This window comes from Porphyromonas cangingivalis (assembly GCF_900638305.1).
GTDB lineage: Bacteria > Bacteroidota > Bacteroidia > Bacteroidales > Porphyromonadaceae > Porphyromonas_A > Porphyromonas_A cangingivalis.
Window position 1 is genome coordinate 1,198,183 of record NZ_LR134506.1, and the last position, 25,304, is coordinate 1,223,486.

Sequence of the window (25,304 nt, forward strand, 5' to 3'; positions counted from 1 at the left end):
GATAATGACGAGCAAATACTTTTCATGCATCCTGCTTACCCTCTTGAGCCTCACAGCAGTGGCTCAAGAAGGGGGTGGCAGAAGGTTCGATGTCCGAGTATCGGGGACAACTCACTCCGCTTCGGACAAGGCCATCCTTCCCTTCACGAATGTGATCATATCCGTCGTGAACGGTCGTGACACCCTCACTTACCGACAAGTGAGTGATAAGGATGGAGCTTTCATGATTGCCTTACCGAGAGCAAAGGAGTACCTCATCGAAGCGACATTCATAGGCATGAAGCCCTACCACGGTCGCCTCAAAGCCGACGGCAACAAGTCCGACCTCAACGCCGGGGCTATTTATCTCCAAGAAGAGTCCATCGCACTCAAAGAGGCTGTCGTCTCAGCCAAGCGCACACTGGTGAAGACCTCTATCGACAGACTATCGTACGAGATGTCGGCAGACCCGACAAGCAAGAGTGAGACCCTCCTCGATGCACTGCGCAAGGTGCCCCTCGTGACGGTCGACGGAGAGGGCAAGATACAGATCAAGGGGTCGAATAACTACCGTATCTACATGAATGGCAAGCCTTCGAACCTCTTCAGCAAGAATGCAAAGGATGTCTTGCAATCCATCCCGGCGGGCAACATCAAGAAGATCGAAGTCATCACCGACCCCGGGGTGAAGTACGATGCCGAAGGGGTCTCGGCGATACTGAACATCGTCACCGAGGGCTCCAAGTTTGAGGGCTATACCGGGAGCGTAGGCATCAACGCAAGCAGTCATCCCATGGGGAATGCGAATGCTTACTTCTCTGCCAAGTATGGGAAGTTCGGGGTGACGACGAACCTTTCGAGCCACTTCGGGCAGATCAGCGGACTTCCGGGAGAGAGCATCCGCAAGACCACAGAGTCCACTATCACTCAGGACAGAGAAATGAGCATCAACAAGATGTTCGGCGGATTTGGCAACATCCTACTATCCTACGAGATCGACTCCCTCAACCTCATCAACATCAATGGCAACTTCAGAGCAAATACGGGAGAAATCTCCATCCTCTCTCGCGAAAACGGCTTCTTGAACGCAAACCCTGCGCATCTCCTCGACATCAACAGAAGCGAAAACCTCACTCGTTATGGCAGTGGCGGAGGCGAACTTTCGGCAGACTTTCAACACAGTACACGAAAGCCCGGCGAACTCCTCACACTCTCCTACAACTACTCCTACACCCCTGACATCAGAGACATCACGGTGACCAACCACGGTAGCAAGACACCCCTTCCGGGCTTTTCGGACAAAGGCTTCTACATCCAGCAGAGCAAGGTCAATGGAGGTCTCCGAGAGCACACCGGCCAGATTGACTACACTACGCCCCTGGGCTCTCGGCAAGTGATCGAAGCCGGAGCGAAGTACATCGACCGCACCTCATCCAGCGACCCTATATACAAGCACAAGCTTGCACCCGATGGAGCTTGGCAAGAAGGCAGCGTGCACGGTGAGGGGATCAAAAACAGTGTCTTCGAACACACGTACAGGATCGGTGCAGCTTACTTTGCTTACCAATACAGCACCCCAAAGTTCTCCGCCAAGGTCGGTGCTCGCCTCGAAGCAGGAGAAGTACGTGCAACATTTGACAAGACGCCCGAAGCGGACTTCTCCAACAAATTCTTCGAATGGGTACCACAGCTCAACCTCTCGTACAACCTCAGCATGACTTCTATCCTCAAGGTGGGATACAACTTCCGCATCCAACGTCCCTCGATATGGCACCTCAATCCCTTCCGCACACAGATGGACGAACTCGTCGTAAGCACCGGCAATCCGAACCTCAAGGCCGAACGTCTGCACAAGCTCAACATCGACTACTCAGCCTTTACCCCCAAACTGTCTTACATGATATCTGTCGCCTATGAGTTCACCGACAATGCCATCGAGACCTACACCTTCAAGGACGGCAAATACATCCACAATACGTTTGGCAACATCGGGAAGAATAAGAGCATCATCCTCAACGGCTACTTCATGTACAACCCTACAATGTGGCTTCGGATCTTCTCCAACTTCAACATCGCAGCCACACATCAGAAGAGCACTCAGCTCGGTCTCTCACGCAACATCGTCAGCGGGACGGCGATGCTCGGAGCCACAGCCACCCTGCCATGGGAAGTCATGCTCAACCTCAACGGTGGCATGTTCAAGACCCAACAAGGGATACAGACCACCTACGATCCATCATACTTCACCTCCGTCGGCTTGACCAAGCAGATGCTGGGCGACAAGCTTACCCTCAGTCTCAGCGTACAAAATCCCCTTCAGCGGTACCTGACATTCAACGGCACGACAAAGGGCGAAGGCTTCGAACACGTGGAAAAGAACTCATTCACAGGCCGTGCGATCTCCTTCGGCATCACCTACAAGTTCGGCCAAATGAGATCGAAAGTAGCCAAGACCCGGCGCACCATCCATAACGATGACCTCGCTCCCAAGCAAGAGCAAGGCGGTGGCAGTCTGCCAGTGCAGAAATAAGCCCTCACACTCGGGACTCTGCGCCCCAACAAACGATACAAGAAAAAACTGAAAACGGACCTTTTCTGTCCCTTATCGGAGAGTACTCCGGTAGGGGACAGAATATTTTCTGTTGCCCGACAGAAAGTGTTCTGTCAGGCGACAGAGAGGGTCACCTTGTCTATGTGAGGGGCGTTCCTTTGTATCAGGGGGAGGGAAGGCATTGTACCACAAAAGGAAAGCCCCCACCCTTCCGAGATTGTGAAGTGAGATGGGGGCTACTATCTTATAATTGTATATTATCTGCCGGATCAGGAGGGAAGATCAGAAGACTTTCGCCACGGAGGAAAGGTCGAAGCCATTTGCCAAGTCGCGTGCCCGGATGGGGCGTTTCGAGGGCATCTGTATGGTTTTGAGGAGGATTGCACCTTTTGTTGTGCCGACAAGGAGCCCTTCTTTCGTTGCCTTCATCTGACCTGCGGAGAGAGAGGTATCGTGGGGCAGGAGTTCGGCATCGAAAACCTTCACTTCGATGTCCGTGCCGTCTACCATGTGCCAAGTGGCGATCGCAGAGGGGTAAGGCGACATCGCCCGGATACGTCTGTCGACTTCGACAGCTGTACAAGAAGAGAAGCGGAGCAGTCTGTCTTCTTTGAAGATCTTGGGTGCTTGAGGTAACGAAGCCTCGTCCTCATACATCTCCGGCTGGGGAGTGGAGGGTACGACCTCGTTGTTCCGAATAAGTTCGATGGTCTCGACGACCAAGTCGGCACCCGTCGTCATGAGTTTGTCGTGCAGAGAGCCACCCGTCTCCTGAGAGGTAAGCCCGACCTCTCTGCGCATGAGGACTTGCCCTGTGTCGATCTGTTCGTCGAGAAAGAAGGTCGTCACTCCTGTCACGGTCTCACCGTTGAGGATGGCGTGCTGAATGGGTGCTGCGCCACGGTACTTCGGCAGGAGCGAGGCATGGAGGTTGAACGTCCCACGGTGCGGCATCCCCCACACCTCCTTGGGCAACATACGGAAGGCCACCACGATGAAGAGGTCAGCACCGAGAGCCCTTAGTTCGGAGAGGAAAGCCTCATCCTTGAGGCGTTCGGGCTGGAGCACAGGGAGCCCCTGCTCGACAGCATAAGCCTTGACGGACGAAGGATGGAGCTTGTGACCTCGCCCTGCAGGCTTGTCGGGCATCGTCACCGCTGCGACGACATTGTACCCTTCATCGACGATACGACGGAGGATGTGAGTGGCAAAATCGGGTGTCCCAAGGAAGACGATCTTGAGATCCTTGGCTATGGTTGTATTCATTTATATATGGTCTTGAAGTAAGCGGAGGTCAGTCTCCGTTGAAGTTATTGATGAGGACGTCTCGATAGGTATTGAAGATACGAGACTTGGAAACAAATCCGAGGTACTTCCCTTCGGTGTCGACGACGGGGAGATTCCACGCATTGACATCGTCGAAGAGATCCATCACCTCTTCCATATTCATATCCGACACGACCTTGGCAGGCGGAGTGATCATGAACTGGGAGACCTTGAAGCGATCGTAAAGCTCGGACCTGAACATGATGTTTCGGATGTTGTCGAGCATCACGATACCCATGATCTTACCGTCATCTCCGACGACAGGGAATACATTACGCTGACTCTCACTGAAGACCCTCACCACATCCCCGAGTGTCATACTCGGATGGAGACGACTGAAGTTTTGTTCGATCACATTGTCCACCTGCATCAGGGTCAGTACGGCCTTGTCCTTGTGATGGGTAAGGAGTTTACCTTTCTCCGCCAGTCGAAGCGAATAGATACTGTGAGGCAAGAAGACCTTTATCGTGGCATACGAACTGATCGACACGAGCAACAACGGCAGGAAGAGGGAGTAGCTCCCGGTGAGTTCGGCGATCAAGAATGTACCCGTGAGCGGTGCGTGCATCACCCCGGCCATGACCCCGGCCATCCCCATAAGGGCAAAGTTTTTGGTCGAAAGATGAGGGAAGATGAAGCTCACTGCTTCGACGCCACTGAGCAGGTCGATGATGTGCGAGAAGAAAAAGCCGACCAAAGCACCGACAAACAGAGAGGGTGCGAAGACCCCACCACTACCACCACCGGAATTGGTCGCCACTGTGGCAAAGACCTTGAACAGCAAACTGAGCAAGACGAAGAGGGGCAAGACCCATATCTTATCCCCGAGGAGGGAAAAGAAAGAGCCTACCATGATGTCCTGAGGATCGCCATCGATGAGACTGCTGATGGTCTGGTACCCTTCACCATACAACGACGGCAGGATGAAGATAAGGACACTGAGGATGAGAGCCGAGATGAGATAGCGTCGTCGATAGAGCTTGATCCCTCTGAGCTTCTTCTCCAGTGAGAATGATATCTTGGTGAAATACAACGATGCCAAGCCACAGCAGATCCCGAGCAGGAGCACGAAAGGAATACGATCGAGCTCGAACGTATCCGACATACTGAACGAGAACATCGCATCTGTCCCGAAAAGGAAGTATGCCATCGTCGCCCCCGTGACCGATGAGATGAGCAGTGGCAATACCGATGTCAGCGTGAGGTCAAGCATCAAGACCTCGATGACGAAGATAAGCCCCGTAATAGGAGCTTTGAAGATCCCCGAGACAGCACCGGCTGCACCACAGCCCACGAGGAGCATGAGGTTACGCTGATCGAGCCGGAAGAGACGACCAATATTACTTCCTATGGCCGATCCCGTGAGTACGATAGGTGCTTCCGCTCCGACAGAGCCCCCCATACCGATGGTGACGGACGAAGCCACAAGAGAAGTCCACATATTGTGCGGCTTGATACGGCTCTTGCGTTGAGAGAGGGCATAGAGGATCTTCGTCACACCGTGGCTGATGTCATCCTTGACGATGTAGCGCACAAAGAGTCCTGCAAGCAAAACCCCGATGACGGGGAAGATCAAAAAGCCCAAATCAAGACCGTCAAACACGAGCCGGTTCGTCACAAAGTCCTGAATGAGATGTATCGCCCCCTTGAGCAGTGCTGCCACCAAGGCACAAGAGATACCGACGATGAAGCTGAGGAAACTGATGAACACAGGTTCCTTGATATTCTCCTCTCGCCAGCTCAAGAACTTAAAAAACTTATCTTCGAGTGTTTTCTTCATGCTCTTCTTGTCGTATTAGTACCACAAACTTATCCTTATCGAATTAGGACGAAAGTACCGTCCGCATTGAGCTTCATGATCTTCGAAGCACTGCGGGGACGATTGTCCTCCTGACGGTACTTTACGACGTAGTCCACAGCCTCGGTGATCTCGGGTGAGATTTCGGAGAAAAACCTTGGTGCCGGTTCTCCTGAGATGTTCGCAGAAGTAGAGACGATAGGTTTGCGGAAACGCTGGCACAAAGCACGGCAGAACGGTTCGTCACACACCCGGATTCCCGCACTGCCATCCTCAGCCAAGAGGTTCGGTGCAAGACCACGGACATTGGGATAAATGATCGTAAGAGGTTCGGTCGCCAAGTCGGTGAGGTCGTAAGCCAGCTCGGGGACCTCGTCCATCAAGCCCTGCAACTTGGCATTCGTATCCACAATACTGATAAGTGCCTTGGCATCCTCACGTCGTTTGAGGGCATACACCTTCTTCACAGCATCGGGATTCGTTGCATCGCAACCTATACCCCATATCGTATCGGTAGGATAGAGGATGAGCTCTCCTCGCTGGAGAGCCTCCAATGCAGCTTGCAGATCTTCTTTAGCGTAGACGAATTGTTCTTCTTTCATGACATTTATCTCATTGTTGATTTCGGACGAACTAAGGTACAACATTTTCAATGAAGACAACTCATCAGCCGTCACGAAAACACGCAGTACACCACGAATTCTTGATTTTCGGAATATCCTGCATTTCGATTGCATTACCGATGATTTACCTTATACATAACCCTCCTTTGATACTTAAGGGCAAAATTCTCCTATCAAAAGGTCACAATCTTGGATCTGATTCAAACATTGGCACACCACTTGTGCAATTCATGATATTAAACGGCAACCTTGGAGAGAATGGACAAAATCAAACTAAGAGTGCATCTTCCGATTAAATAATTGTACTCTACTCACTTCTCTGTCTTTTTCAACATATTTTTCGACACACTCCTACTATTACCCTTACAAAGGGGAGAGGTTACAAATTCTCTTTTCCGAACTTAGCAATCTCATCAATAATCGGCAGGACTTTCTCACCCAATGGTGTAAGAGAGTACTCTACCCTGGGAGGGACTTCGGGATATTGCTTCTTCCTGATCAATCCTTTTACACAGAGAAACTTCAACTCATCAACAAGCATCTTTTCGCTAATACCCGGGATAGCACGTTTGAGTTCTCCGTAACGAATTATCTTTCGATTGATTTGAAAGATGATAAGCAAGGTCCATTTACCGGCAAAAATCTGCATTGACTTTCGTACGGGGCATTCGTCATCCAAAATTTTTCTCTCCATAATTTTTTTCTTACTGATTATCAATAAATCTAACAATATAGTAAGTATCTCACACCTTTGTAAGTACTTGTCTACTATGACGTAAAGGTATAACTTTACCATCAAATCTTTGACTTGAAACAAAAAATAAGGAAGGATGAAAAGGGCAATTTTACTAACAGCGATTTTATTTGGATTTGCATCTTGTCAAGTCAGTAAAAACAAAATCACACCTAAAAATGAAGAATCAGACATGACGAATTTAGAAATTGTTCAGCAGTATTTTTCTGCATTAGAAAAGGGAGACATGGCAAAAGTTGAGTCTCTTTTCGCCGAAGATTTAGTTTGGCACCAACCGGGCAAGGGGGTTCAGTCGGGAACATTCATAGGGAAACAAGCCGTCTTTACTCACTTAGGCAAATTGGCAAAATGGAGCGGTGGCGACTTAGGGATCAAAGTCGATTATCTCACCGACAATGGAGTTATGGTAGTGGCATCCATCCACTTTGCCTTAGAAAAAAATGGGACTTCGATGGCGATGCGAGGTGTGGACTTGCTTCGTTTAGAGGACGGCCTTATCAAAGAAGTATGGCTTTTTTCTGAAAGAATTGAAGAAGAAGACGCCTTTTGGACAGCACTGGCACAAAGCTATTAGTATTTGACGTATCATTTTGGGGACAGCCACTTGTACCAAACCAACAAGACACCAATAATGCCTACTAAGCGACAGACAGTAAGAAAACTCTTTCTTACCGTCTGTTTCCATATTTTGCCATTCCCATGTTGGGATTCTGTCAGACATCGGTAGAGCCTTGCAAAGTGACTCTCGAAGTGCCTATCCATATGGGTCATTATGGCTTACGGCTCAGAGCAAGCGAGCAGGTCAACCGCATCAAAATAGGCTTATCTTTGGGTTATGGATGTACAAGATTATTTTTCTAAGGTAGAAGATCCCCGTGTCGTGAGTCGTTGCAAGCATAAGTTGAGCGATATTCTAGTAATTGCATTGGCGAGTTATCTGTGTGGAGGCGAGGATTATGAGTCCATGCATGAACTTTGCTTAGAGCGAGGAGAATCGCTTCGCCCTCTAGTTGAATTGCCTAATGGTTGTCCGAGCGTGGATACCTTCGAGAGGGTGCTCCAACGTATTGAGCCTCAGTCTCTCTATGCCTGTCTTCAAGTCTATGGGAAAGAGCTGATTAGCGACTTGGAAGGTAAACATATCGCCATTGACGGCAAACGCCTGAAAGGCTCGAAGAAGAAAACCGGCAGTACGCATATTCTCTCAGCTTGGGTTGATGAAGTGGGTTTAAGCCTTGCTCAAGAGACTGTTGCCGAAAAACGCAATGAGTTACAAGCTATCCCTGAAGTCCTGGATAGTCTTGATTTGTCAGGGGCAATCATCAGTATAGATGCGATGGGAACTCAAACCAACATTGCAGAGCAAATTATCCAATCAGAAGCCGACTACATCCTAAGCCTCAAAGGCAATCAAAAACACTTGTATGAGGATGTTCAGGATTGTTTCACAGGACAATACAGGTGCCATAGTTATGAGACCTTGGAGAAAAATCATGGTCGTATTGAGAAGCGAACTTATACCACATTATCAGCATCAGAGGTCTTTGACGAGGAGGAATATGGTCAATGGCGAGGCTTGAGAAGTTTAATTCAAGTGGAGAGAGAGATTAGTAATTTAGAGGGAGAGACTCGCATAGATAAGCAGTATTATATCAGCAGTTTACCACCTGAAGATTGTCAGTTAATAGGGCAATATATTCGAGGGCATTGGGGGATTGAGAATAGGCTTCATTGGCACTTGGATGTAACCTTTAGGGAAGACGCTTGCCGAGCTCGTAAGGACTATTCAGCCACCAATCTAAACACGTTGAGAAAGTTCGCTTTAGCCATTGTTTCTCAGTATAAAGACAAACTATCCTTACGGAAGAGGTTATTCAAAGCCGCTCTGAATATAGACTATCTCAAAAAGATACTAAAGATTTGATGCGGTTGCCCTGCTTGTTTTTAGGCCCGAGCGATCTCCCCAACAATAAACGAAGGAGAGTTTCTCTTGATCCGACAAATATTTCACAACTGTGCCGATCAGGTCGAAGAACCAAAAGTATCAAAGTTGCAGCTGAGACTTTTGATGATGGAACTATCTCCAAGAGAGCCCTCTATCTGAACATTAGCGCAGATTCGCTCTAAAGAAATCTTCCAACTTATCAAACGGGATCACCCCTGCCTGATTGTCATAGAAGTCGATGTGGCAGGCATTGGGAATGATCACAAGTTCCTTGCTTTCAGAGCCTATGGACTTGAAAGCATCTTCACTCATATAGCGAGAGTGTGCATTTTCTCCCGTAATCATGAGGACGGGGATGTTGATCTCGTCAGCATACGAGAGCAATGGAAAATTCATGAATGAAAGCAATGTCGTAGCTGTCCAGACATGCTCGGAGACCGAACGCCCATGCCACCCTCGTGGAGTTTTGTAAAACTCGATATAGTCTTTCAAGAATTGCGGTATCCCTTCAGGTGCAGTATCTGGCAGAGCCTGACCTCTGGACGGAGTGCCTGTCTCAGCATCCACCCAGCGAAGAGCATTGATCGAACGCTTCATTTCCAAACGCTTCTCGGGAGTGTCGCTATCAAAATAACCTTTGGAGAAAATACGGGACATATCGTACATTACCATTGTCGCTACCGCCTTAATACGTGTGTCGATAGCCGCAGCATTCAACGCAAATCCACCCCAGCCACAGATACCGATAATTCCTATTCTTTCTCTGTCCACTAAGTGCTGAAGCCCCAAACAATCAACAGCTGCCGAAAAGTCTTCGGTATTGATGTCGGGAGATGCGACATTACGAGGTTCGCCACCACTCTCTCCTGTATATGATGGATCAAAAGCCAACGTCACAAAACCCTTCTCCGCCATCGTCTGTGCATAAAAACCTGATGCTTGCTCTTTTACAGCGCCAAAGCCACCACAAACAGCCAAAGCGGGAGCTTATCGGCTTCGCGATCTTTTGGGGTATACAAATTACCGACAAGGGTGATCCCATAGCGATTTTTGAAAGTTACTTTTTTGCATTCTACCTTATCACTCGCGGGAAAAATTTTGTCCCAACCAAAGGGATTGACAGGTTGCTTTTTAGTCGTATTCATATTACCAAAATTCTAACTTTATTGTTTGATTACTTTATCATAACTCCAATTGAAACATATGTAACATAACATTCGTTTCATTTGCAAAAGTAGTACATTTTCTCAAACAAGCGGCATACTGAACCAGGTCAACCGCATCAAAATAGGCTTATCTTTGGGTTATGGATGTACAAGATTATTTTTCTAAGGTAGAAGATCCCCGTGTCGTGGGTCGTTGCAAGCATAAGTTGAGCGATATTCTAGTAATTGCATTGGCGAGTTATCTGTGTGGAGGCGAGGATTATGAGTCCATGCATGAACTTTGCTTAGAGCGAGGAGAATCGCTTCGCCCTCTAGTTGAATTGCCTAATGGTTGTCCGAGCGTGGATACCTTCGAGAGGGTGCTCCAACGTATTGAGCCTCAGTCTCTCTATGCCTGTCTTCAAGTCTATGGGAAAGAGCTGATTAGCGACTTGGAAGGTAAACATATCGCCATTGACGGCAAACGCCTGAAAGGCTCGAAGAAGAAAACCAGCAGTACGCATATTCTCTCAGCTTGGGTTGATGAAGAGGGTTTAAGCCTTGCTCAAGAGACTGTTGCCGAAAAACGCAATGAGTTACAAGCTATCCCTGAAGTCCTGGATAGTCTTGATTTGTCAGGGGCAATCATCAGTATAGATGCGATGGGAACTCAAACCAACATTGCAGAGCAAATTATCCAATCAGAAGCCGACTACATCCTAAGCCTCAAAGGCAATCAAAAACACTTGTATGAGGATGTTCAGGATTGTTTCACAGGACAATACAGGTGCCATAGTTATGAGACCTTGGAGAAAAATCATGGTCGTATTGAGAAGCGAACTTATACCACATTATCAGCATCAGAGGTCTTTGACGAGGAGGAATATAGTCAATGGCGAGGCTTGAGAAGTTTAATTCAAGTGGAGAGAGAGATTAGTAATTTAGGGGGAGAGACTCGCATAGATAAGCAGTATTATATCAGCAGTTTACCACCTGAAGATTGTCAGTTAATAGGGCAATATATTCGAGGGCATTGGGGGATTGAGAATAGGCTTCATTGGCACTTGGATGTAACCTTTAGGGAAGACGCTTGCCGAGCTCGTAAGGACTATTCAGCCACCAATCTAAACACGTTGAGAAAGTTCGCTTTAGCCATTGTTTCTCAGTATAAAGACAAACTATCCTTACGGAAGAGGTTATTCAAAGCCGCTCTGAATATAGACTATCTCAAAAAGATACTAAAGATTTGATGCGGTTGCCCTGGCAAGCGAGAGGAGTTTATTGTTTATTCGAAGAAAAGCACTAACTTTGTGACCCAAAATAACATTCGATGCCGTGCATAACGGCCGTGTATTCTAGAACACCACGTAAAAAACAGGAATTATGAAAGAAAAAGTATCCGTCCCTTTCATGCTACTCGGCATATTATTCAATGTATGCCTCATTGCAGCAAATCTTCTCGAAACTAAAATCATCCACATCGCAGGACTCAATGTCACCGCAGGACTTTTAGTTTTCCCCGTATCTTACATCATCAACGACTGTATCGCCGAAGTCTGGGGCTTCAAGAAAGCTCGTCTCATCATCTGGAGTGGCTTTGCGATGAATGCCTTCGTGTGCGCTCTCGGTCTGATTGCGGTGGCTCTGCCTGCTGCTTCGTTTTGGCAGGGAGAAGAGCACTTCAACTTCGTCTTCGGCATGGCACCTCGTATCCTTGTCGCAAGTCTGTCGGCCTTCCTCGTGGGGTCGTTCCTCAACGCTTATGTGATGAGCAAGATGAAGGTCGCCAGCGGTGGTAAAAACTTCTCCACCCGCGCCGTGGTCTCGACGCTCGTAGGCGAGACTGCCGACTCTCTTATCTTCTTCCCCATTGCCTTTGCAGGCATCATCGGTTGGGGTGAGATCATCAACCTCATGATGCTTCAGATCGTCCTCAAGTCTCTCTACGAGGTCATCATCCTCCCGATCACCATCCGTGTGGTAAAGGCGATCAAGCGTATCGAAGGCACTGATGTCTACGACACCGACATCTCTTACAACATCTTAAACATCAAGGACATTTGATCCTATGAACAAGCAAACAGCCCTCGTCGTCTTCAGTGGCGGACAGGACTCCACGACTTGTCTCTTCTGGGCAAAGAAGCACTTCGAACGTGTCCACGCCCTCTGTTTCTTCTACGGTCAGAAGCACCGTGAGGAGGTGGAGATCGCAAGGAAGATCGCCGAAGGTGCGGGTGTGCCTTTCGAGGTCAAGGATGTGAGCTTTATAGGTTCGTTGGCGCACAACTCTCTCACAGACGACTCCATCCCGATGGATAAGGAGAAACCCGAAGGCTCCGTGCCAAATACGTTTGTGCCCGGACGCAACCTCTTCTTCCTCAGCATCGCGGCGGTCTATGCTCGTGAGCTGGGCATCCATCACCTCGTCATAGGGGTATCACAGACGGATTTCAGTGGTTATCCCGACTGTCGAGATGCGTTCGTGAAGTCTCTCAATGTCACCCTCAACCTCGCCATGGACGATACTTTCGTCATCCATACACCTCTTATGTGGATCGACAAGGCGGAGACTTGGGCACTTGCAGATGAGCTTGGGGTGCTGGAGTTGGTAAGGCAAGAAACCTTGACGTGCTACAACGGTATCAAGGGCGATGGCTGTGGAGAGTGTCCGGCTTGCGCTCTGAGAAGTGAAGGGTTGCAAAAGTACCTCAAAGAGAAAGCCCGACCCAAGACCAAATAACGAAGTGCAGACACAATAAAAAAAAATTAGAGATATGAGCGAACTGAAAGATCAACTGTCTCTCCTCGGACAGACGACAGAGTACAAGCAGGACTATGCTCCGGAGGTGCTCGAAGCCTTCGACAACAAACACCCTGACAATGACTATTGGGTGAGGTTCAACTGCCCTGAGTTCACCAGCCTTTGCCCCATCACAGGTCAGCCTGACTTTGCGGAGATCCGCATCAGCTATATCCCTGACATCAAGATGGTGGAGAGCAAGAGCTTGAAGCTGTACATGTTCAGCTTCCGCAATCACGGTGCATTTCACGAGGATTGTGTCAACATCATCATGAAGGATCTCATCGCCCTCATGGATCCCAAGTACATCGAGGTCACAGGACTATTTACCCCTCGTGGCGGTATATCGATCTACCCCTACGCCAACTATGGTCGCCCGGGCACCAAATATGAGCGTATGGCAGAACAAAGACTTATGTCTCACGAATGAAAATCAAGTAGAAGACGAGCCAAGGCTCCGGCCCGTAGACTTGGAGCTCACCCCCCATGTCTGTGAGCCGACCTTGGCACACACCAAGAAGCCCACCCTGTGCGAACAAGGTGGGCTTCTTAGTTTCGGCTTACCAAGCACCGCAAAGCGGATCGAGGACTCAGCATCAAATCAGACGGTTTTCGACAATCAAATCGCACAACGGTTTTGAGCCCCCTTGAAGTAAAGAAAGTAGTAATATGTGCAGTAAAAACGTGAGTCACCCCTAAGGCCATTACCCAAAGGCTGTCTCGAATCGGGGACTCATGTCATCAGCATGATTTATCCTTGAAACGATCAGTTCATCGCCAAGGCCTTGGCTTTGTGACGACTTTCGTAAAGATCTAATTTATTATTGATCACACGATGGTTGTAGTCCTGCGCGTAAGCCTTGAGCATCATCTCGTAGTGCTTTGTATCAACACTGTCCGAGGGGGCGAAATCAACAGGGTGTTGGACAAGTGGCGAAGGGGAAGAGAACTTGCACTTACCTGTAGCATCCATGAATATGGTGAAGTCCCTATGGAGCAGGATATGATTGCCATTTTCGTAGTTGACCGCAAAGTGAGGAGCTTCGGGATCAAACATATTTTGCCCATAAGAGATGATCTCAGTGTCGTCACCCATCAAGTAGAGAAGCGAGGGGAGGATGTCCGCCTGCTGGACGACATAGCGATCTTGGAGACCTTTGAGCCTGCCGGAGGGGTCATGAAAGATGATGGGGATGGCAAAGCGTCCACCTACGTTTTGATACTCGGGACGGTCGCTCTGACTGGCGTGGTCGGCCATTAGGACAAAGAGAGTATCGTCGTACCAAGGCTCGTTGCGAATCGCATCGAAAAACATCTTTAGAGACATATCTGCATACTGCACGGCTCTGTGGATGTACTGAGACCCTTCTCGGAACATATCCCCATACTCCTCGGGGACGGTGTAAGGAGCGTGCGAACTGAGCGTGAATATCGTGGCAAGGAAAGGCATCGGACGACTGCCGATGTGCTTGGCAACGGTCTGCAAAAACTTGTCGTCGAAGATGCCCCATGTACCGTCATAGTCACTTTCGTCTGCATGGTCTTCACGCCCGAAATAGTCATGAATACCGATCTGTTTGACGAAGGCATCGAACCCCATCGATCCCTTGGAAGCCCCATGGTAAAAGATCGAACTATACCCCTGTTTGTCAAGCTGTTCAGGGAGACTCATAAGGTCGTTTCCGGCATAGTGCGAGAGGACGAAGTTGATCCCCAAAGCCGGGAGCGAAGTCAGTGCCGAAGGCATAGCCTCGATAGACACTCGCCCATTGGCAAAGCCGTACTTGAATACAAAACTCTCACTCATCAGTTCGTCCAAAAATGGGGTGTAGCCCGGGTAGTCCGCCACCTCTTGGTTGAGGTAGCTCGTGTACTCTTTCGCAAAGCTCTCGAGGATAAGGAAGACGACATTTTTACCCTTGAATGCACCATAAAGACTATCACCCTCATGGAGTGGTCTTGCCTTGTATCGGGGAGAGAAATACTCGGCGACCTTATCCTCAGGCAGGAGAGAAAGTTCTTTAAGAGTACTCTTACGAGAAGTGCGGATCATCGTAAAGGTGGTATTGAGGACGAGATCACGATCCTTGGCTTCACGCACGAAAATGTTGGCACGGAGGGTGGTCATGGGACGATTTTCGAACCCGATCTCTCCTCGGATGGTCAAAAGAGCAATGAAGGCAAATATACCGACTTCGACAAGAGCAAGTCCCTTTGCTCTCACACGGGCGATCATGGTCTGCCCATCTTTGCGCTCAAATCTCACCAACCGATAGCCGAAGTAGAGCACCAGCACCAAGACAATGAATAAGAGGGTAAGTGGCCAAAAAGTGATGATGTACTTACCATAAAGATTGAGTGCACTTTCGTTCTGAAACTCTGAAAAGACACTCATCGATGTGCGTTTGAGAGCAAAGGCATAGTAGCCCGTGTCGGAGATGTTGAGGAAGATGTTTAAGACATTGGGGATAAAATAGGTCGCACTTCTCAGCCCAACGAAAACTTTGTGCTGTTCCCACCGTGCAGGAAGAAATACCCCGAGCAACAGAAGAATGAAGTAGACGGCATTGGTATAAGCAATCGAGGCGCCATCAAAGAGCAGTCCGCCGAGGGCAATGTCCACAAAATCTCCTGCGGAGATATGCGCAAAGTACGTATAGTTGTAGAGATAGTAGACGACCCGGCACAAAGCCATGATGAGCAGCGCGAGTCCGAGATGGTAAAAAAAGATAAGCTCCCGACTCCGAGTAGAATAGCGTGATTTATTCATATATATTACCAAAAGTCAATTTTAACTTAGCATTCTTTAAGCATTCAGTTTTCAACTTACCGACAAGAAGAACACTTAATAGATTGATAATTCTATGTTTGTGACATTGTGTATTAAAAGGCACATCTTGAATTGTGCACACAAAGTTACACTTTTCCGGCATTGTTTGATATAATATAACATTATTTTGAAGCATCTAACCCTATGAAAAGTAGGAGAATGACGGCTGTAATGTTGTCTAAAACGGTATTTTTGGCTATCTTGTCAAAGTTTTTCAAAGACCACCAGAATAACACATTCGACTGGTCAGAATAAGCCATTTAACGGAATAATTTTAAAAATATAATGTTCGATAGAACTATGAAAAGAGAGGATTTGAATCAGGTAATCGATCGCAAAGGCACAGGTTGTACAAAGTTCGACGGCATAGCTGATGTCATCGGGGATCGTACAGATGTACTTCCTATGTGGATCGCAGACATGGACTTCGCTACACCGAGCTTCGTTATCGATGCGGTAAAGAAGAGACTCGAACACCCCGTATTGGGCTACAGCATCCCCACGGCAGAGTACTACGCTGCCTTGCAACAGTGGTTTGTAAAAAAGTATGGTTTCGAGCCAAAGAAAGAGGAACTCTGCTTCACTCCGGGCATCGTATCGGGGATATTCAAGATCCTTCAGTGCCTCACACAAGAGGGAGACGGGGTGGCACTCTGCCCTCCGGTATATCACCCATTCGGACAAGTCATCAGAGGCAGCCGTCGACGCATGGTTGAAGCCCCTCTCATACTGAAGAACAACCGCTTCGAGATCGACTTCGAGGCTCTCGAAAATGCACTCAAAGAAGCAAAAATCTTGATCTGGTGCCACCCTCACAACCCCGGCGGTCGTGTATGGACCAGGGAAGAGCTGGAGGCTGTTGCGAAGCTCGCCGACAAGTACGGTGTCTACATCATCAGTGATGAGATCCATGCAGACTTGACGTTCAAAAACTTCAAACACATACCATTCCCATCGGTTTCGCCCGAAGCTCGTAAATGGGCAATATCACTGATGGCTCCTTCCAAGGCATTCAATATGCCGGGCATCATTGCATCGCAGATTTATATCGCAGACGAAAAGTTGAGACACACCATCTACGAGTACTTGGAGTACAACTGTCTGAACCATGCCAACTCAACGACCTACGGTGCTGTAGCAGCTGCCTACAATCATGGCGAAGAATGGCTTGACGGCGTGATGGACTATATCGAGGACAACATTGCATTTGTCCGTCAATACCTCAAGGATCATCTGCCACAGTTGGGAATGATCGAGCCGGAGGCTTCGTTCTTGATTTTCTTGGACTGCCGAGGTCTCGGCATGGACGATAAGACTCTGACTGACTTCTTCATCAACAAGGCGCACCTACTTCTCAACCCCGGCACGATGTTCGGCACGGGAGGTGAAGGATTCATGCGTCTCAATGTCGGTGTACCTCGCTCGGTGCTGCAGGATGCGATGGACAGAATACGCAAGGCAGTTAACGAATTATAAAATTACAGTCTTACAGCGTTCTCCGAGCGCACGATGGGTCGAAATGTGCATTCTTTTTGTACCTTTGGGCACCAATAGATCAGAAGATATACAATGGCTTTTTCACAGAATAAAAAGAGTGGCATCCGACACGAAAACCCTTCGCCCATAAAAGAGACTTATGTAGCGAAAAGTGAGGGTGTTGTCTTGATCGATGAGATACAGACCAAGTCGGGTAGAACTCGCACGGCAGCAAAGAGGTTGATCTCGTCACGACGGGTATCCGTCAATGGCAAGATCTCCAATATGCCGACCACCACACTCTCTGTGGGAAGCCTCATAACAGTGCACAGCGTAGCGCCACCTAAGGAGTTTACCCACCCGCTCATCGCCAAAGTGTGGGAGAACGACGACTGTGTCCTTGTCCGCAAAGAGGCAGGTATCTCCACCGTCAATACGGCACACAAGGATCGAGAAACAACGGTGATATGGGTACTGAGTCAGCACTACAAGCAGTCTGATCCCGATGCCAAGCTATTCATGATCAATCGACTCGATAAGGAGACGGCAGGCTTTGTCCTCTTTGCCAAAAGCGTGGAGGCCAAGGAGACACTCGTAAAGCAGTGGAGCAGACTTGTGTCACAACAAAAGTTTGTCGCCGTCGTCACCGGAGAGGTCGATGCCAACAAGATGACCCTCGTCGCACAATCCAAAGACCCGAAGGAAAAAGAGGGCAGCATGGCTCTCCGCAATAGAATCCGAAAGGTCATGCAGGGCGAAGTCAACGTCTTGAAGAGTAGCGAAAACAAAGAGATGCACGTCGTCGAAATCATCCTCGGAGGAGAACGCATCTTCTCCCTTCGCAAGCTCCTTGGTGACAACGGCCTTGTGATACTGGGAGATGGGCGTTACCGCTCGGACTTTGTCCTCAAAGGAAAGATCGCCCTGGAGCAAGTTTTGCTACAACTCACACTCCCCGGCGGACACAGACAGATGACATTCGAACGCACCTACCCTACCCACTTCTTCACTTACCTCAAGAAGGATAAATCCTTATTGACGTCTTTGAGAAAGAAACAGATTTAGAGACAACTACAATTTTAACACTACATAATCATTTAACGCAAGATGAAAAAGAAATTAGTCTGGCTATTGTTGCCACTCTTGACTCTCCTCGGTCTTTCACAAGCGAATGCTCAGATGATCACCGATGCCATCAAGTGGAATGTCAAGATGACCAACAATGACAAAGGAGAGGTCACACTCACCTTCAATGCAAAACTTCAGCCGGGATGGCACGTCTATGACGTCGATATGCCGGCAGATGGTCCTACGTCCACCGAGATTGAGTTTGACGGAGGGAAAGGCTTCGATGTTGTCGGAAAGATGGCAGCAGACCGCAAGCCCGATGAGGTCTATGACGAAAACTTCGGCATGACACTTCGTTGGTTCGGCAAGGAAGTCAATTTCATACAGAAAGTAAAGATCACCGATCCTCAGAACTTCAAGATCGCAGGAGACATCCTCTTTATGATTTGTAACGATCAGACCTGCCTGCCTCCCGACAGGTTTGCATTCTCTTTCACTGCAAAAAACCTCACCACCCCCCTGTCCATCGCCCCCGTGGCAAACACACCCGCTGAAGAAGCTCCTGCTGCGACAGAAGCAGAGATAGCTCCTGAAGTAGAGGATGTAGCCGTGGAGGCTGCCCCTGCATCAGAGACTTCAGGAGATTGGTTGTGGACACCAGTGATCGACGACTTGAAGGCGTTTGGCGATGAGACCCTCTCAGCGACAGACAATTCACTCCTTATGATCTTCGTCTTCGGATTCCTCGGCGGTCTTGTAGCACTCCTTACCCCTTGTGTATGGCCGATGATTCCTATGACCGTGAGTTTCTTCTTGAAGCGCACCAAGAGCCGTTCGAAGGCGATCCGTGATGCCATCATCTACGGTCTCTCGATCATCGTCATCTATCTTGCGATGGGACTCATCATCACAGGTATTTTCGGAGCAAGCGTGTTGAACGACCTCTCTACCAATGCGATCTTCAACATCTTGTTCTTCCTCCTTTTGGTGGTCTTCGCAGTATCATTCTTCGGAGCGTTCGAACTCGTACTTCCACAGTCTTGGACCAATAAGCTCGACGAGAAGGCAGACTCTACCACAGGTCTCCTCAGCATCTTCTTCATGTCATTTACCCTCGTACTTGTATCATTCTCATGTACAGGTCCTATCATCGGCACACTACTTGTCGAAGCTGCAACGATGGGCAACATGGTCGGCCCTGCTGTCGGTATGTTTGGCTTTGCATTCGCCCTTGCGATTCCATTCGCATTCTTCGCGATCTTCCCCAACTTCCTTCAGAGCATGCCAAAGAGCGGTGGATGGCTCAACAGTGTCAAAGTCGTCCTCGGTTTCCTTGAGCTCGCACTTGCGTTGAAGTTCCTCTCCGTAGCCGACCTCGCATACGGCTGGCGCATCCTTGACCGCGAAGTCTTCGTGGCACTTTGGATCGTCATCTTCACACTCCTCGGTATGTACCTCTTGGGCAAACTCAAGTTCAGCCACGACTCAGACCTTCCATACGTATCCGTACCACGCGTGTTCATGGCATTGATTTCGTTTGCCTTTGCGATGTATATGGTACCCGGTCTTTGGGGCGCACCACTCAAGGCAATCAGCGCATTCTCACCACCTTTGTACACTCAGGACTTCAACCTCTATGACTCTGAGGTTCATGCTAAGTTTGACGACTACGAAAGCGCAATGAAGTATGCCAAGGACCACAACAAGCCTGTGATGATCGACTTCTCAGGCTTCGGCTGTGTCAACTGCCGTAAGATGGAAGCTTCCGTGTGGACAAATCCGACAGTGAAAGGTAAGCTCGAAAAAGACTTCGTCCTCGTCACCCTCATGGTCGACGACAAGGCAAAGCTCGCACAGCCAATCACCGTCAACGAAAACGGCAAGGAACGCACCCTCAAGACCATTGGTGAAAAGTGGAGCTACTTCCAACGCCACAAGTTCGGAGCCAACGCACAGCCATTCTACGTGATGCTCGATGCCAGCGGTAAGCCACTCGGCCCATCGTATGGCTTCAACGAAGACGTCAACGAATACATCAAGTGGATGGATGCAGGTCTCAAGCAATTTGCAGACCGCAAGTAATCCGACACACGACAGATAATGCACACAAAAGACGAGAAACTACAAGCCTTCGGGCGACTATTGGATGTCCTCGATGAGTTGAGGGTCAAGTGCCCTTGGGATGCCAAGCAGACCAACGAGAGCCTACGCCCCAACTCCATCGAAGAAGTCCATGAGCTCAGCCAAGCCATCCTCGATGGCGACAGCAAGGGTATCATGAAGGAGCTCGGCGATGTGTTGCTCCACGTCGCATTCTACTCTAAGATCGGTGAAGAGAAGGGAGACTTTGACCTCAAAGACGTCTGTGATGCCATCACCGACAAACTCATCTTCCGCCATCCCCATGTCTTCGGTGACACCTCAGTGACCACCTCCGAAGAAGTAGAACGCAACTGGGAGCAGATCAAACTCAAGGAAAAAGACGGCAACAAGACCGTTATGGGCGGAGTCCCACGAGGCCTCCCCCCCATGATCAAGGCATACCGCATCCAGGAGAAAGCCACCAACGTAGGCTTCGACTGGGAGCACAAAGAAGATGTCTGGGCAAAGGTCGAAGAAGAGCTATCAGAGCTCCGAGCCGAAGTTATGGCAGACAGCCCGACAGAGCGCAAGGAAGCCGAACTCGGTGATTTCCTCTTCAGCCTCATCAACATGGGACGCCTCTACGGCCTCGAAGCCGACACCGCCCTTGAGCGCACCAACGCCAAGTTCATCCGTCGCTTCACCTACATCGAAGAGCAAGCGAAAGCCTCCGGTCGAGCCCTCAAGAGCCTTACGCTCGAAGAGATGGATCACTACTGGAACGAAGCCAAACACCTCGACCACTGATCTCCGTCTTTTGAAGCCAACCACAAAACGGCACCTGACCACTCATCAGGTGTCGTTTTATATTTGCTTAACTTATAAAAAACATCCATATTTGTGCCAGAAATAACATAAACACCCGACAATAATGGAAAACAAAAACGCACACGATCGCATCCCTCGTTTCGAGGATATGATGATCCCCACTTTACTCGCCTTGAAAGCTCTCGGAGGCTCAGGCTCCAACACTGAGATCAACGAAAAAGTATACGAGGCAATGAACTTCGACGACGAAGTCCTCAACATCCCACACAAGACAGAAGGACTACAAAGCGAAGTCGACCACAGACTCACACGAGCACGCAGATACATGCGCAAATATGGTCTGATCGAAGACTCTTCACGAGGAGTCTGGAGCATCGTAGACAACACTCTAGATCCACACTCGATCGATCCAAGAGAGATTGTACGCAAGGTGAAATCTACTCAAAGCTCAGACAAACCAGACACAGAAGCTGACAATAAAGCAATGAGCTCTATCGAAGAGAATGCTGAAGCAACAGCATGGGAAAGTATCCTCTTAGACATACTGAAAAACATGGATCCAAGCGCATTTGAACGCCTGTGTCAAAGACTACTCAGAGAAAGTGGATTTACCGAAGTTGAAGTCACAGGACGCCCCTGTGATGGAGGGATTGATGGGAAAGGAGTCTTCTCTCTAAACAGTTTCATAAACTTCGACGTTATTTTTCAATGTAAAAGATATAGAGACGCCGTAAAGTCAAAGCATATCAGGGATTTTCGGGGAGCGATGCAAGGGCGAACCGACAAGGGGTTATTTATTACGACAGGAAGATTTACCCAAGAGGCATACAAAGAGGCATCGAGAGATGGTGTTCCTCGTATTGTTTTAGTAGATGGAATAGGGGTATGTCAGAAACTGAAAGAATTAAACTTAGGGGTAACCACTAAGGTTACCACAAACGAGGAAGTTACTATCAACCCCGAGTGGTTCTCTAAGATATAAACCTCTTCACTTCCAAGATAGAATGATTATGAGATAAGGGTTCAAAAAACATCTCCCCACTAACGTCTCAGAAACTTCATCAGCCACAAAGGGAATAGCGTTGATACTCCCTTTGTGGCTTTTCAATATAAGGAAGCCATCAATACAATTAAGCGACTTCCACAACTTTCCCGACAGAATACATTCTGTGCCTTGACAGAATGTATTCCGATGCGGGACAGAAAGCATTCTGTCGAGTAACGAAATGATTGACCACACGAGGATCAAGAGTGATAGTGTAAGCACCTTAGAGAGCCACCTGATGAGGGCGTTGGGGGACTTTGGAAAAGTTTGACTGAGAGACTTTAGGAAAGAAGTGGCAGGAAAAGGTAGTAGCTTATAAAACAGACGAGCCCTGGGGGAAATCATCCCTCAGGGCTCATCGTTTTATGAGTATATCAGGGGTTACTCCTTGATGCCGGAGACGATACCTGCGATGCGGACGCCGACACCGATGGTGTAGCCTTGATTGATGTACAAGATGCGTCCAAAGGTGTCGCAGACAGCCACGACGGGGAGGGTGACCGAGCCGTCGATTTGGCAACCCGTGCGGAGCATTTCGGCTACGTTTTGAGTGTCTTCTCCCCACGATGCTTGGGACAGAAGAGCCTGCATGGCTTCGGTAGGACGAGTACCCTTACGTGTGAGGGCAATGACTGGGATCTGTGGGACTTCGCCGCTGAAGAGCACTTGCATGTCTCTGAGGATATGATCCGTAGGCTCGTGGTGAGCTTGTCCGACGATGAGGACGAAGTAACCTCTGCCCGTAGTGCTTAGGATGGTCTTCTCTTCGCCTGCTTTGAGATCGAAGTACTTCCTCTCAGGATCCATGCCTCCGATCACACTGACTTGTGTCGTATCTTGATCGAAGACGAGAGGTGTGACTTCTCCGCAGTGTACTTTGCTCATATTGTAGAGGACAGTGCCGTCGGCAAGGCGTGTACCGCTGGAGATGAAGTTGTTTGCATAGATAAGTTCTTCACCCTTCAGCGTGTGATAAGGCTCCGAGAAGTCGAAGCCGTAAGTATCCATGTGGCCTTCACCATCGATGAACCCGATGGTGAAGTTGTTACCATATTTCGGATGCTTGAGATAACCACTTTGCTCATAACTCAGGTCGAGAACACAGTGAGCTGAGACGGGCTTGTCCTCTTCGGCAGTTTCGAAGAATGGGATGATGACCTTCTTACCTGCTTCGTCATAGTAAACGGCCTTGTTGGGCGCAGGATCCCAAAGCGCCGGGATGCGTGCCGTACGCAGGAGACGGATGAGAAGGACATTGAGGCTCGTACGGTCGCCCATGCCAAGCTGCCATACGGTAGAAGGATTGAGGGGCTGACGGATAGGATTGTACTTGGTATCTACCCTAAATCCTTCGACCTTACTCACGATCGCACGCACCTTATCGGTACGAGAGAGAGTAGCCCACAGCTCTTCGCCACCGTTGTCTGCGATGATAGTCGAGAGGGCCTGACGTAGTACTCCTGCCATAGGGCGGAGGTGCTCTCTATCGACACGAAGGGAGATGATATTGGGATCGCGCATCTCTCTATCGGTGTAAGTCTCTTGGATCGCTTCTTTAAGGACCGGGAGGGTCACATCGTGAAGGTCTTTATCGCTGAGGGAGCGAAGGAGATAGAGGGCTTGGAGTCTCTTCTCTGCAGGGGCTTCTTTCAAGAACGTTCGGATGACATCTTGATTGCCACGGCTCTCGACAAGGACGAAACGAAGCAGATCTTGTCCCTCTTTGGTCGTTATGGATAGTTCTGTCGCAAGTGCATCGGCATCTTCGAGCGTCGGGAAAGTCCTGGTATAAGCATTACGAATACTGTCGTTGCTGACCATCTGACGTGTGCAGGCTTCGATGGCAAGGGTGTCCGTGAAGGCTTGAGGCTTCTGTTCGGCAGGAGGTACAAGTCTGAAGTGGAGGCTCTCATCCCATTCGGTATAGGGACGAAGGGTAAGCTCCTTGACCTCACTCTGTGCAGTAACGGTATAGTGGAGGATACCCATGTTGTCGGGAGATGTACCTGCCACAATGACAATGTCGCCGAGACCAAGTTCTGTCGAAGCCATGCCATCGCTATCTGTCGTACGGGTGACGAGAGGATAGAGCTCCGCATAGTTGTACAGCCTGAATGTCACAGGCACACCGGCCACAGGATGGCCTTCGGCATCGACAACCTTTACTTTCGCAAGGGCGGTGGGCACGTAGTTGGAAGTCACGTTGATTTCCGTATAGGTAGGATGTTCGCTGAGAGCCTCTTCTGCCCCCTTGTACTTACCGAAAGCCTTGGTGTGTAGCAACATCGCTCTCAACACCGGAGCATCGAACCAAGCCATATCCAACTTCGGAGCGGGCTCGCAAGCACCGAGATAGTGCCACTTACCATCGACCCAGGCCTCGACCCAGGCATGGTTGTCATCGGTATGTGCCCACCTGGGGGTATAGACCTGACGGGCAGGTATCCCCATGGTACGGAGGATGGCGACGGTGAACGTACTCTCCTCACCACAACGCCCGAGGGCATTACGCATTGTCGCAAGGGGCGAAGATGTACGACCATCACTCGGAGCATAGGTGACATACTTGTGACACCAGTGATTGAGCGCCAAGACTGCTTCTCGCATATCCTTGCCGGCAACAACCTCTTTGAGTTCTTCATAAAGGACAATACGAGTCTCGTCGAGGGCTTCGTTATTGGCACGGAGAGGAAGGACAAAGTGTCTGAAAAGGAGGCTTGGGACACTCTTCCCCCAAGGCATCTCCTCACGAGCTCTGAGTGTCTGTCTCACGTTTTGCAAGTGAAAGTCGACAGAGTAGTCCAAGATGTCCGGCGTGATCATATAAGCGTAGAGAAAGTCCATCGCATCTCGCTCATCTTCGGTAAGCTTGCGATCAGTGAGGCTGTCGAGAGGATTGGCGATCGCCAAGTCTTCAAATTTCTGTCTGAGATCCTCCCTACTCCGACTCATGATGTCCGCAGGGAAGAGGCTCTCCTCCTTTGTCTGACATGAGGTCACGACCATCATGACAAAGACCCAAAGGATAGAGTAGCGGATAAGGCTGTGTTTCAT

General features: G+C 49.2%; 18 protein-coding genes and 1 pseudogene. 12 read left to right on the forward strand and 7 right to left on the reverse strand.

Features of this window, described 5'->3' with window-relative positions; all coding sequences use genetic code 11:
* Positions 1–4 precede the first annotated feature (4 nt).
* Positions 5–2,509, forward strand: coding sequence for a TonB-dependent receptor (locus EL262_RS05005; protein ID WP_025839280.1), 2,505 nt, complete (start codon positions 5–7; stop codon positions 2,507–2,509).
* Positions 2,510–2,812: 303 nt separating this feature from the next.
* On the opposite strand, the gene fmt is transcribed toward EL262_RS05005, so the two are convergent.
* The 4 genes from fmt to EL262_RS05025 all read right to left on the reverse strand — a co-directional run bounded on the left by fmt (position 2,813) and on the right by EL262_RS05025 (position 6,971).
* Complete coding sequence (gene fmt / locus EL262_RS05010) at positions 2,813–3,796, reverse strand: methionyl-tRNA formyltransferase (protein ID WP_078735949.1); 984 nt, start codon at positions 3,794–3,796, stop codon at positions 2,813–2,815.
* 28 nt (positions 3,797–3,824) lie between these two features.
* Entirely contained in the window at positions 3,825–5,636 is a 1,812-nt protein-coding gene (locus EL262_RS05015; RefSeq protein WP_078735948.1) for a chloride channel protein, read from the reverse strand.
* A 35-nt stretch (positions 5,637–5,671) separates the two neighbouring features.
* Positions 5,672–6,256, reverse strand: a complete 585-nt coding sequence (locus tag EL262_RS05020) for an L-threonylcarbamoyladenylate synthase (protein ID WP_025839279.1) — start codon at positions 6,254–6,256, stop codon at positions 5,672–5,674.
* A gap of 400 nt (positions 6,257–6,656) precedes the next feature.
* The gene (locus EL262_RS05025; RefSeq protein ID WP_078735956.1) at positions 6,657–6,971 is read right to left on the reverse strand and encodes a winged helix-turn-helix transcriptional regulator; all 315 of its coding nucleotides are present in this window, start codon (positions 6,969–6,971) and stop codon (positions 6,657–6,659) included.
* 136 nt (positions 6,972–7,107) lie between these two features.
* On the opposite strand from EL262_RS05025, the gene EL262_RS05030 reads away from it, so the two are divergent.
* Entirely contained in the window at positions 7,108–7,605 is a 498-nt protein-coding gene (locus EL262_RS05030; RefSeq protein ID WP_234394780.1) for a nuclear transport factor 2 family protein, read from the forward strand.
* A 261-nt stretch (positions 7,606–7,866) separates the two neighbouring features.
* Positions 7,867–8,955 (forward strand): ISAs1 family transposase, encoded by a 1,089-nt coding sequence (locus tag EL262_RS05035; RefSeq protein WP_126464362.1) that lies wholly within the window; start codon positions 7,867–7,869, stop codon positions 8,953–8,955.
* Between the two features lie 183 nt (positions 8,956–9,138).
* Here the strand turns inward: EL262_RS05035 and EL262_RS05040 are convergent.
* A pseudogene (locus tag EL262_RS05040) lies at positions 9,139–10,121 on the reverse strand (alpha/beta hydrolase).
* A 161-nt stretch (positions 10,122–10,282) separates the two neighbouring features.
* On the opposite strand from EL262_RS05040, the gene EL262_RS05045 reads away from it, so the two are divergent.
* From EL262_RS05045 to queF, 4 genes are all read left to right on the forward strand, one after another.
* Positions 10,283–11,371: an ISAs1 family transposase gene (locus EL262_RS05045; RefSeq protein ID WP_126464363.1), complete on the forward strand. Its 1,089-nt coding sequence runs from the start codon at positions 10,283–10,285 to the stop codon at positions 11,369–11,371.
* 133 nt (positions 11,372–11,504) lie between these two features.
* A complete protein-coding gene (locus EL262_RS05050; RefSeq protein ID WP_025839505.1) occupies positions 11,505–12,185 on the forward strand; it encodes a queuosine precursor transporter in 681 nt (226 codons plus the stop codon).
* A gap of 4 nt (positions 12,186–12,189) precedes the next feature.
* Positions 12,190–12,861, forward strand: coding sequence for a 7-cyano-7-deazaguanine synthase QueC (gene queC / locus EL262_RS05055; protein WP_025839504.1), 672 nt, complete (start codon positions 12,190–12,192; stop codon positions 12,859–12,861).
* A gap of 34 nt (positions 12,862–12,895) precedes the next feature.
* A complete protein-coding gene (gene queF / locus EL262_RS05060) occupies positions 12,896–13,351 on the forward strand; it encodes a preQ(1) synthase (RefSeq protein ID WP_025839502.1) in 456 nt (151 codons plus the stop codon).
* Between the two features lie 336 nt (positions 13,352–13,687).
* Here queF and EL262_RS05065 read toward each other — a convergent pair whose 3' ends face one another.
* Positions 13,688–15,691 (reverse strand): LTA synthase family protein, encoded by a 2,004-nt coding sequence (locus EL262_RS05065; RefSeq protein WP_078735966.1) that lies wholly within the window; start codon positions 15,689–15,691, stop codon positions 13,688–13,690.
* Positions 15,692–16,051: 360 nt separating this feature from the next.
* Here EL262_RS05065 and EL262_RS05070 point away from each other — a divergent pair, with 360 nt between their 5' ends.
* The 5 genes from EL262_RS05070 (at position 16,052) to EL262_RS05090 (ending at position 22,187) form a co-directional block, all read left to right on the forward strand.
* Positions 16,052–17,227: a MalY/PatB family protein gene (locus EL262_RS05070; protein WP_078735965.1), complete on the forward strand. Its 1,176-nt coding sequence runs from the start codon at positions 16,052–16,054 to the stop codon at positions 17,225–17,227.
* 93 nt (positions 17,228–17,320) lie between these two features.
* A complete protein-coding gene (locus tag EL262_RS05075; protein WP_025839499.1) occupies positions 17,321–18,292 on the forward strand; it encodes an RluA family pseudouridine synthase in 972 nt (323 codons plus the stop codon).
* 42 nt (positions 18,293–18,334) lie between these two features.
* Positions 18,335–20,377 carry a protein-disulfide reductase DsbD family protein gene (locus EL262_RS05080; RefSeq protein ID WP_025839497.1) on the forward strand — a complete coding sequence of 681 codons (2,043 nt, stop codon included), beginning with the start codon at positions 18,335–18,337 and terminating at the stop codon, positions 20,375–20,377.
* A gap of 18 nt (positions 20,378–20,395) precedes the next feature.
* Entirely contained in the window at positions 20,396–21,184 is a 789-nt protein-coding gene (gene mazG, locus EL262_RS05085; RefSeq protein ID WP_025839495.1) for a nucleoside triphosphate pyrophosphohydrolase, read from the forward strand.
* A 124-nt stretch (positions 21,185–21,308) separates the two neighbouring features.
* The gene (locus tag EL262_RS05090) at positions 21,309–22,187 is read left to right on the forward strand and encodes a restriction endonuclease (protein ID WP_025839493.1); all 879 of its coding nucleotides are present in this window, start codon (positions 21,309–21,311) and stop codon (positions 22,185–22,187) included.
* A 444-nt stretch (positions 22,188–22,631) separates the two neighbouring features.
* Here the strand turns inward: EL262_RS05090 and EL262_RS05095 are convergent, their stop codons facing one another.
* Complete coding sequence (locus EL262_RS05095; RefSeq protein ID WP_078735964.1) at positions 22,632–25,304, reverse strand: transglutaminase domain-containing protein; 2,673 nt, start codon at positions 25,302–25,304, stop codon at positions 22,632–22,634.

Excerpts from the sequence above, each read along its gene's own strand:
- EL262_RS05005 (WP_025839280.1), top strand. The coding sequence starts at position 5 with ATGACGAGCAAATACTTTTCATGCATCCTGCTTACCCTCTTGAGCCTC.
- fmt (WP_078735949.1), bottom strand. The coding sequence starts at position 3,796 with ATGAATACAACCATAGCCAAGGATCTCAAGATCGTCTTCCTTGGGACA.
- EL262_RS05015 (WP_078735948.1), bottom strand. The coding sequence starts at position 5,636 with ATGAAGAAAACACTCGAAGATAAGTTTTTTAAGTTCTTGAGCTGGCGA.
- EL262_RS05020 (WP_025839279.1), bottom strand. The coding sequence starts at position 6,256 with ATGAAAGAAGAACAATTCGTCTACGCTAAAGAAGATCTGCAAGCTGCA.
- EL262_RS05025 (WP_078735956.1), bottom strand. The coding sequence starts at position 6,971 with ATGGAGAGAAAAATTTTGGATGACGAATGCCCCGTACGAAAGTCAATG.
- EL262_RS05030 (WP_234394780.1), top strand. The coding sequence starts at position 7,108 with ATGAAAAGGGCAATTTTACTAACAGCGATTTTATTTGGATTTGCATCT.
- EL262_RS05035 (WP_126464362.1), top strand. The coding sequence starts at position 7,867 with ATGGATGTACAAGATTATTTTTCTAAGGTAGAAGATCCCCGTGTCGTG.
- EL262_RS05045 (WP_126464363.1), top strand. The coding sequence starts at position 10,283 with ATGGATGTACAAGATTATTTTTCTAAGGTAGAAGATCCCCGTGTCGTG.
- EL262_RS05050 (WP_025839505.1), top strand. The coding sequence starts at position 11,505 with ATGAAAGAAAAAGTATCCGTCCCTTTCATGCTACTCGGCATATTATTC.
- queC (WP_025839504.1), top strand. The coding sequence starts at position 12,190 with ATGAACAAGCAAACAGCCCTCGTCGTCTTCAGTGGCGGACAGGACTCC.
- queF (WP_025839502.1), top strand. The coding sequence starts at position 12,896 with ATGAGCGAACTGAAAGATCAACTGTCTCTCCTCGGACAGACGACAGAG.
- EL262_RS05065 (WP_078735966.1), bottom strand. The coding sequence starts at position 15,691 with ATGAATAAATCACGCTATTCTACTCGGAGTCGGGAGCTTATCTTTTTT.
- EL262_RS05070 (WP_078735965.1), top strand. The coding sequence starts at position 16,052 with ATGAAAAGAGAGGATTTGAATCAGGTAATCGATCGCAAAGGCACAGGT.
- EL262_RS05075 (WP_025839499.1), top strand. The coding sequence starts at position 17,321 with ATGGCTTTTTCACAGAATAAAAAGAGTGGCATCCGACACGAAAACCCT.
- EL262_RS05080 (WP_025839497.1), top strand. The coding sequence starts at position 18,335 with ATGAAAAAGAAATTAGTCTGGCTATTGTTGCCACTCTTGACTCTCCTC.
- mazG (WP_025839495.1), top strand. The coding sequence starts at position 20,396 with ATGCACACAAAAGACGAGAAACTACAAGCCTTCGGGCGACTATTGGAT.
- EL262_RS05090 (WP_025839493.1), top strand. The coding sequence starts at position 21,309 with ATGGAAAACAAAAACGCACACGATCGCATCCCTCGTTTCGAGGATATG.
- EL262_RS05095 (WP_078735964.1), bottom strand. The coding sequence starts at position 25,304 with ATGAAACACAGCCTTATCCGCTACTCTATCCTTTGGGTCTTTGTCATG.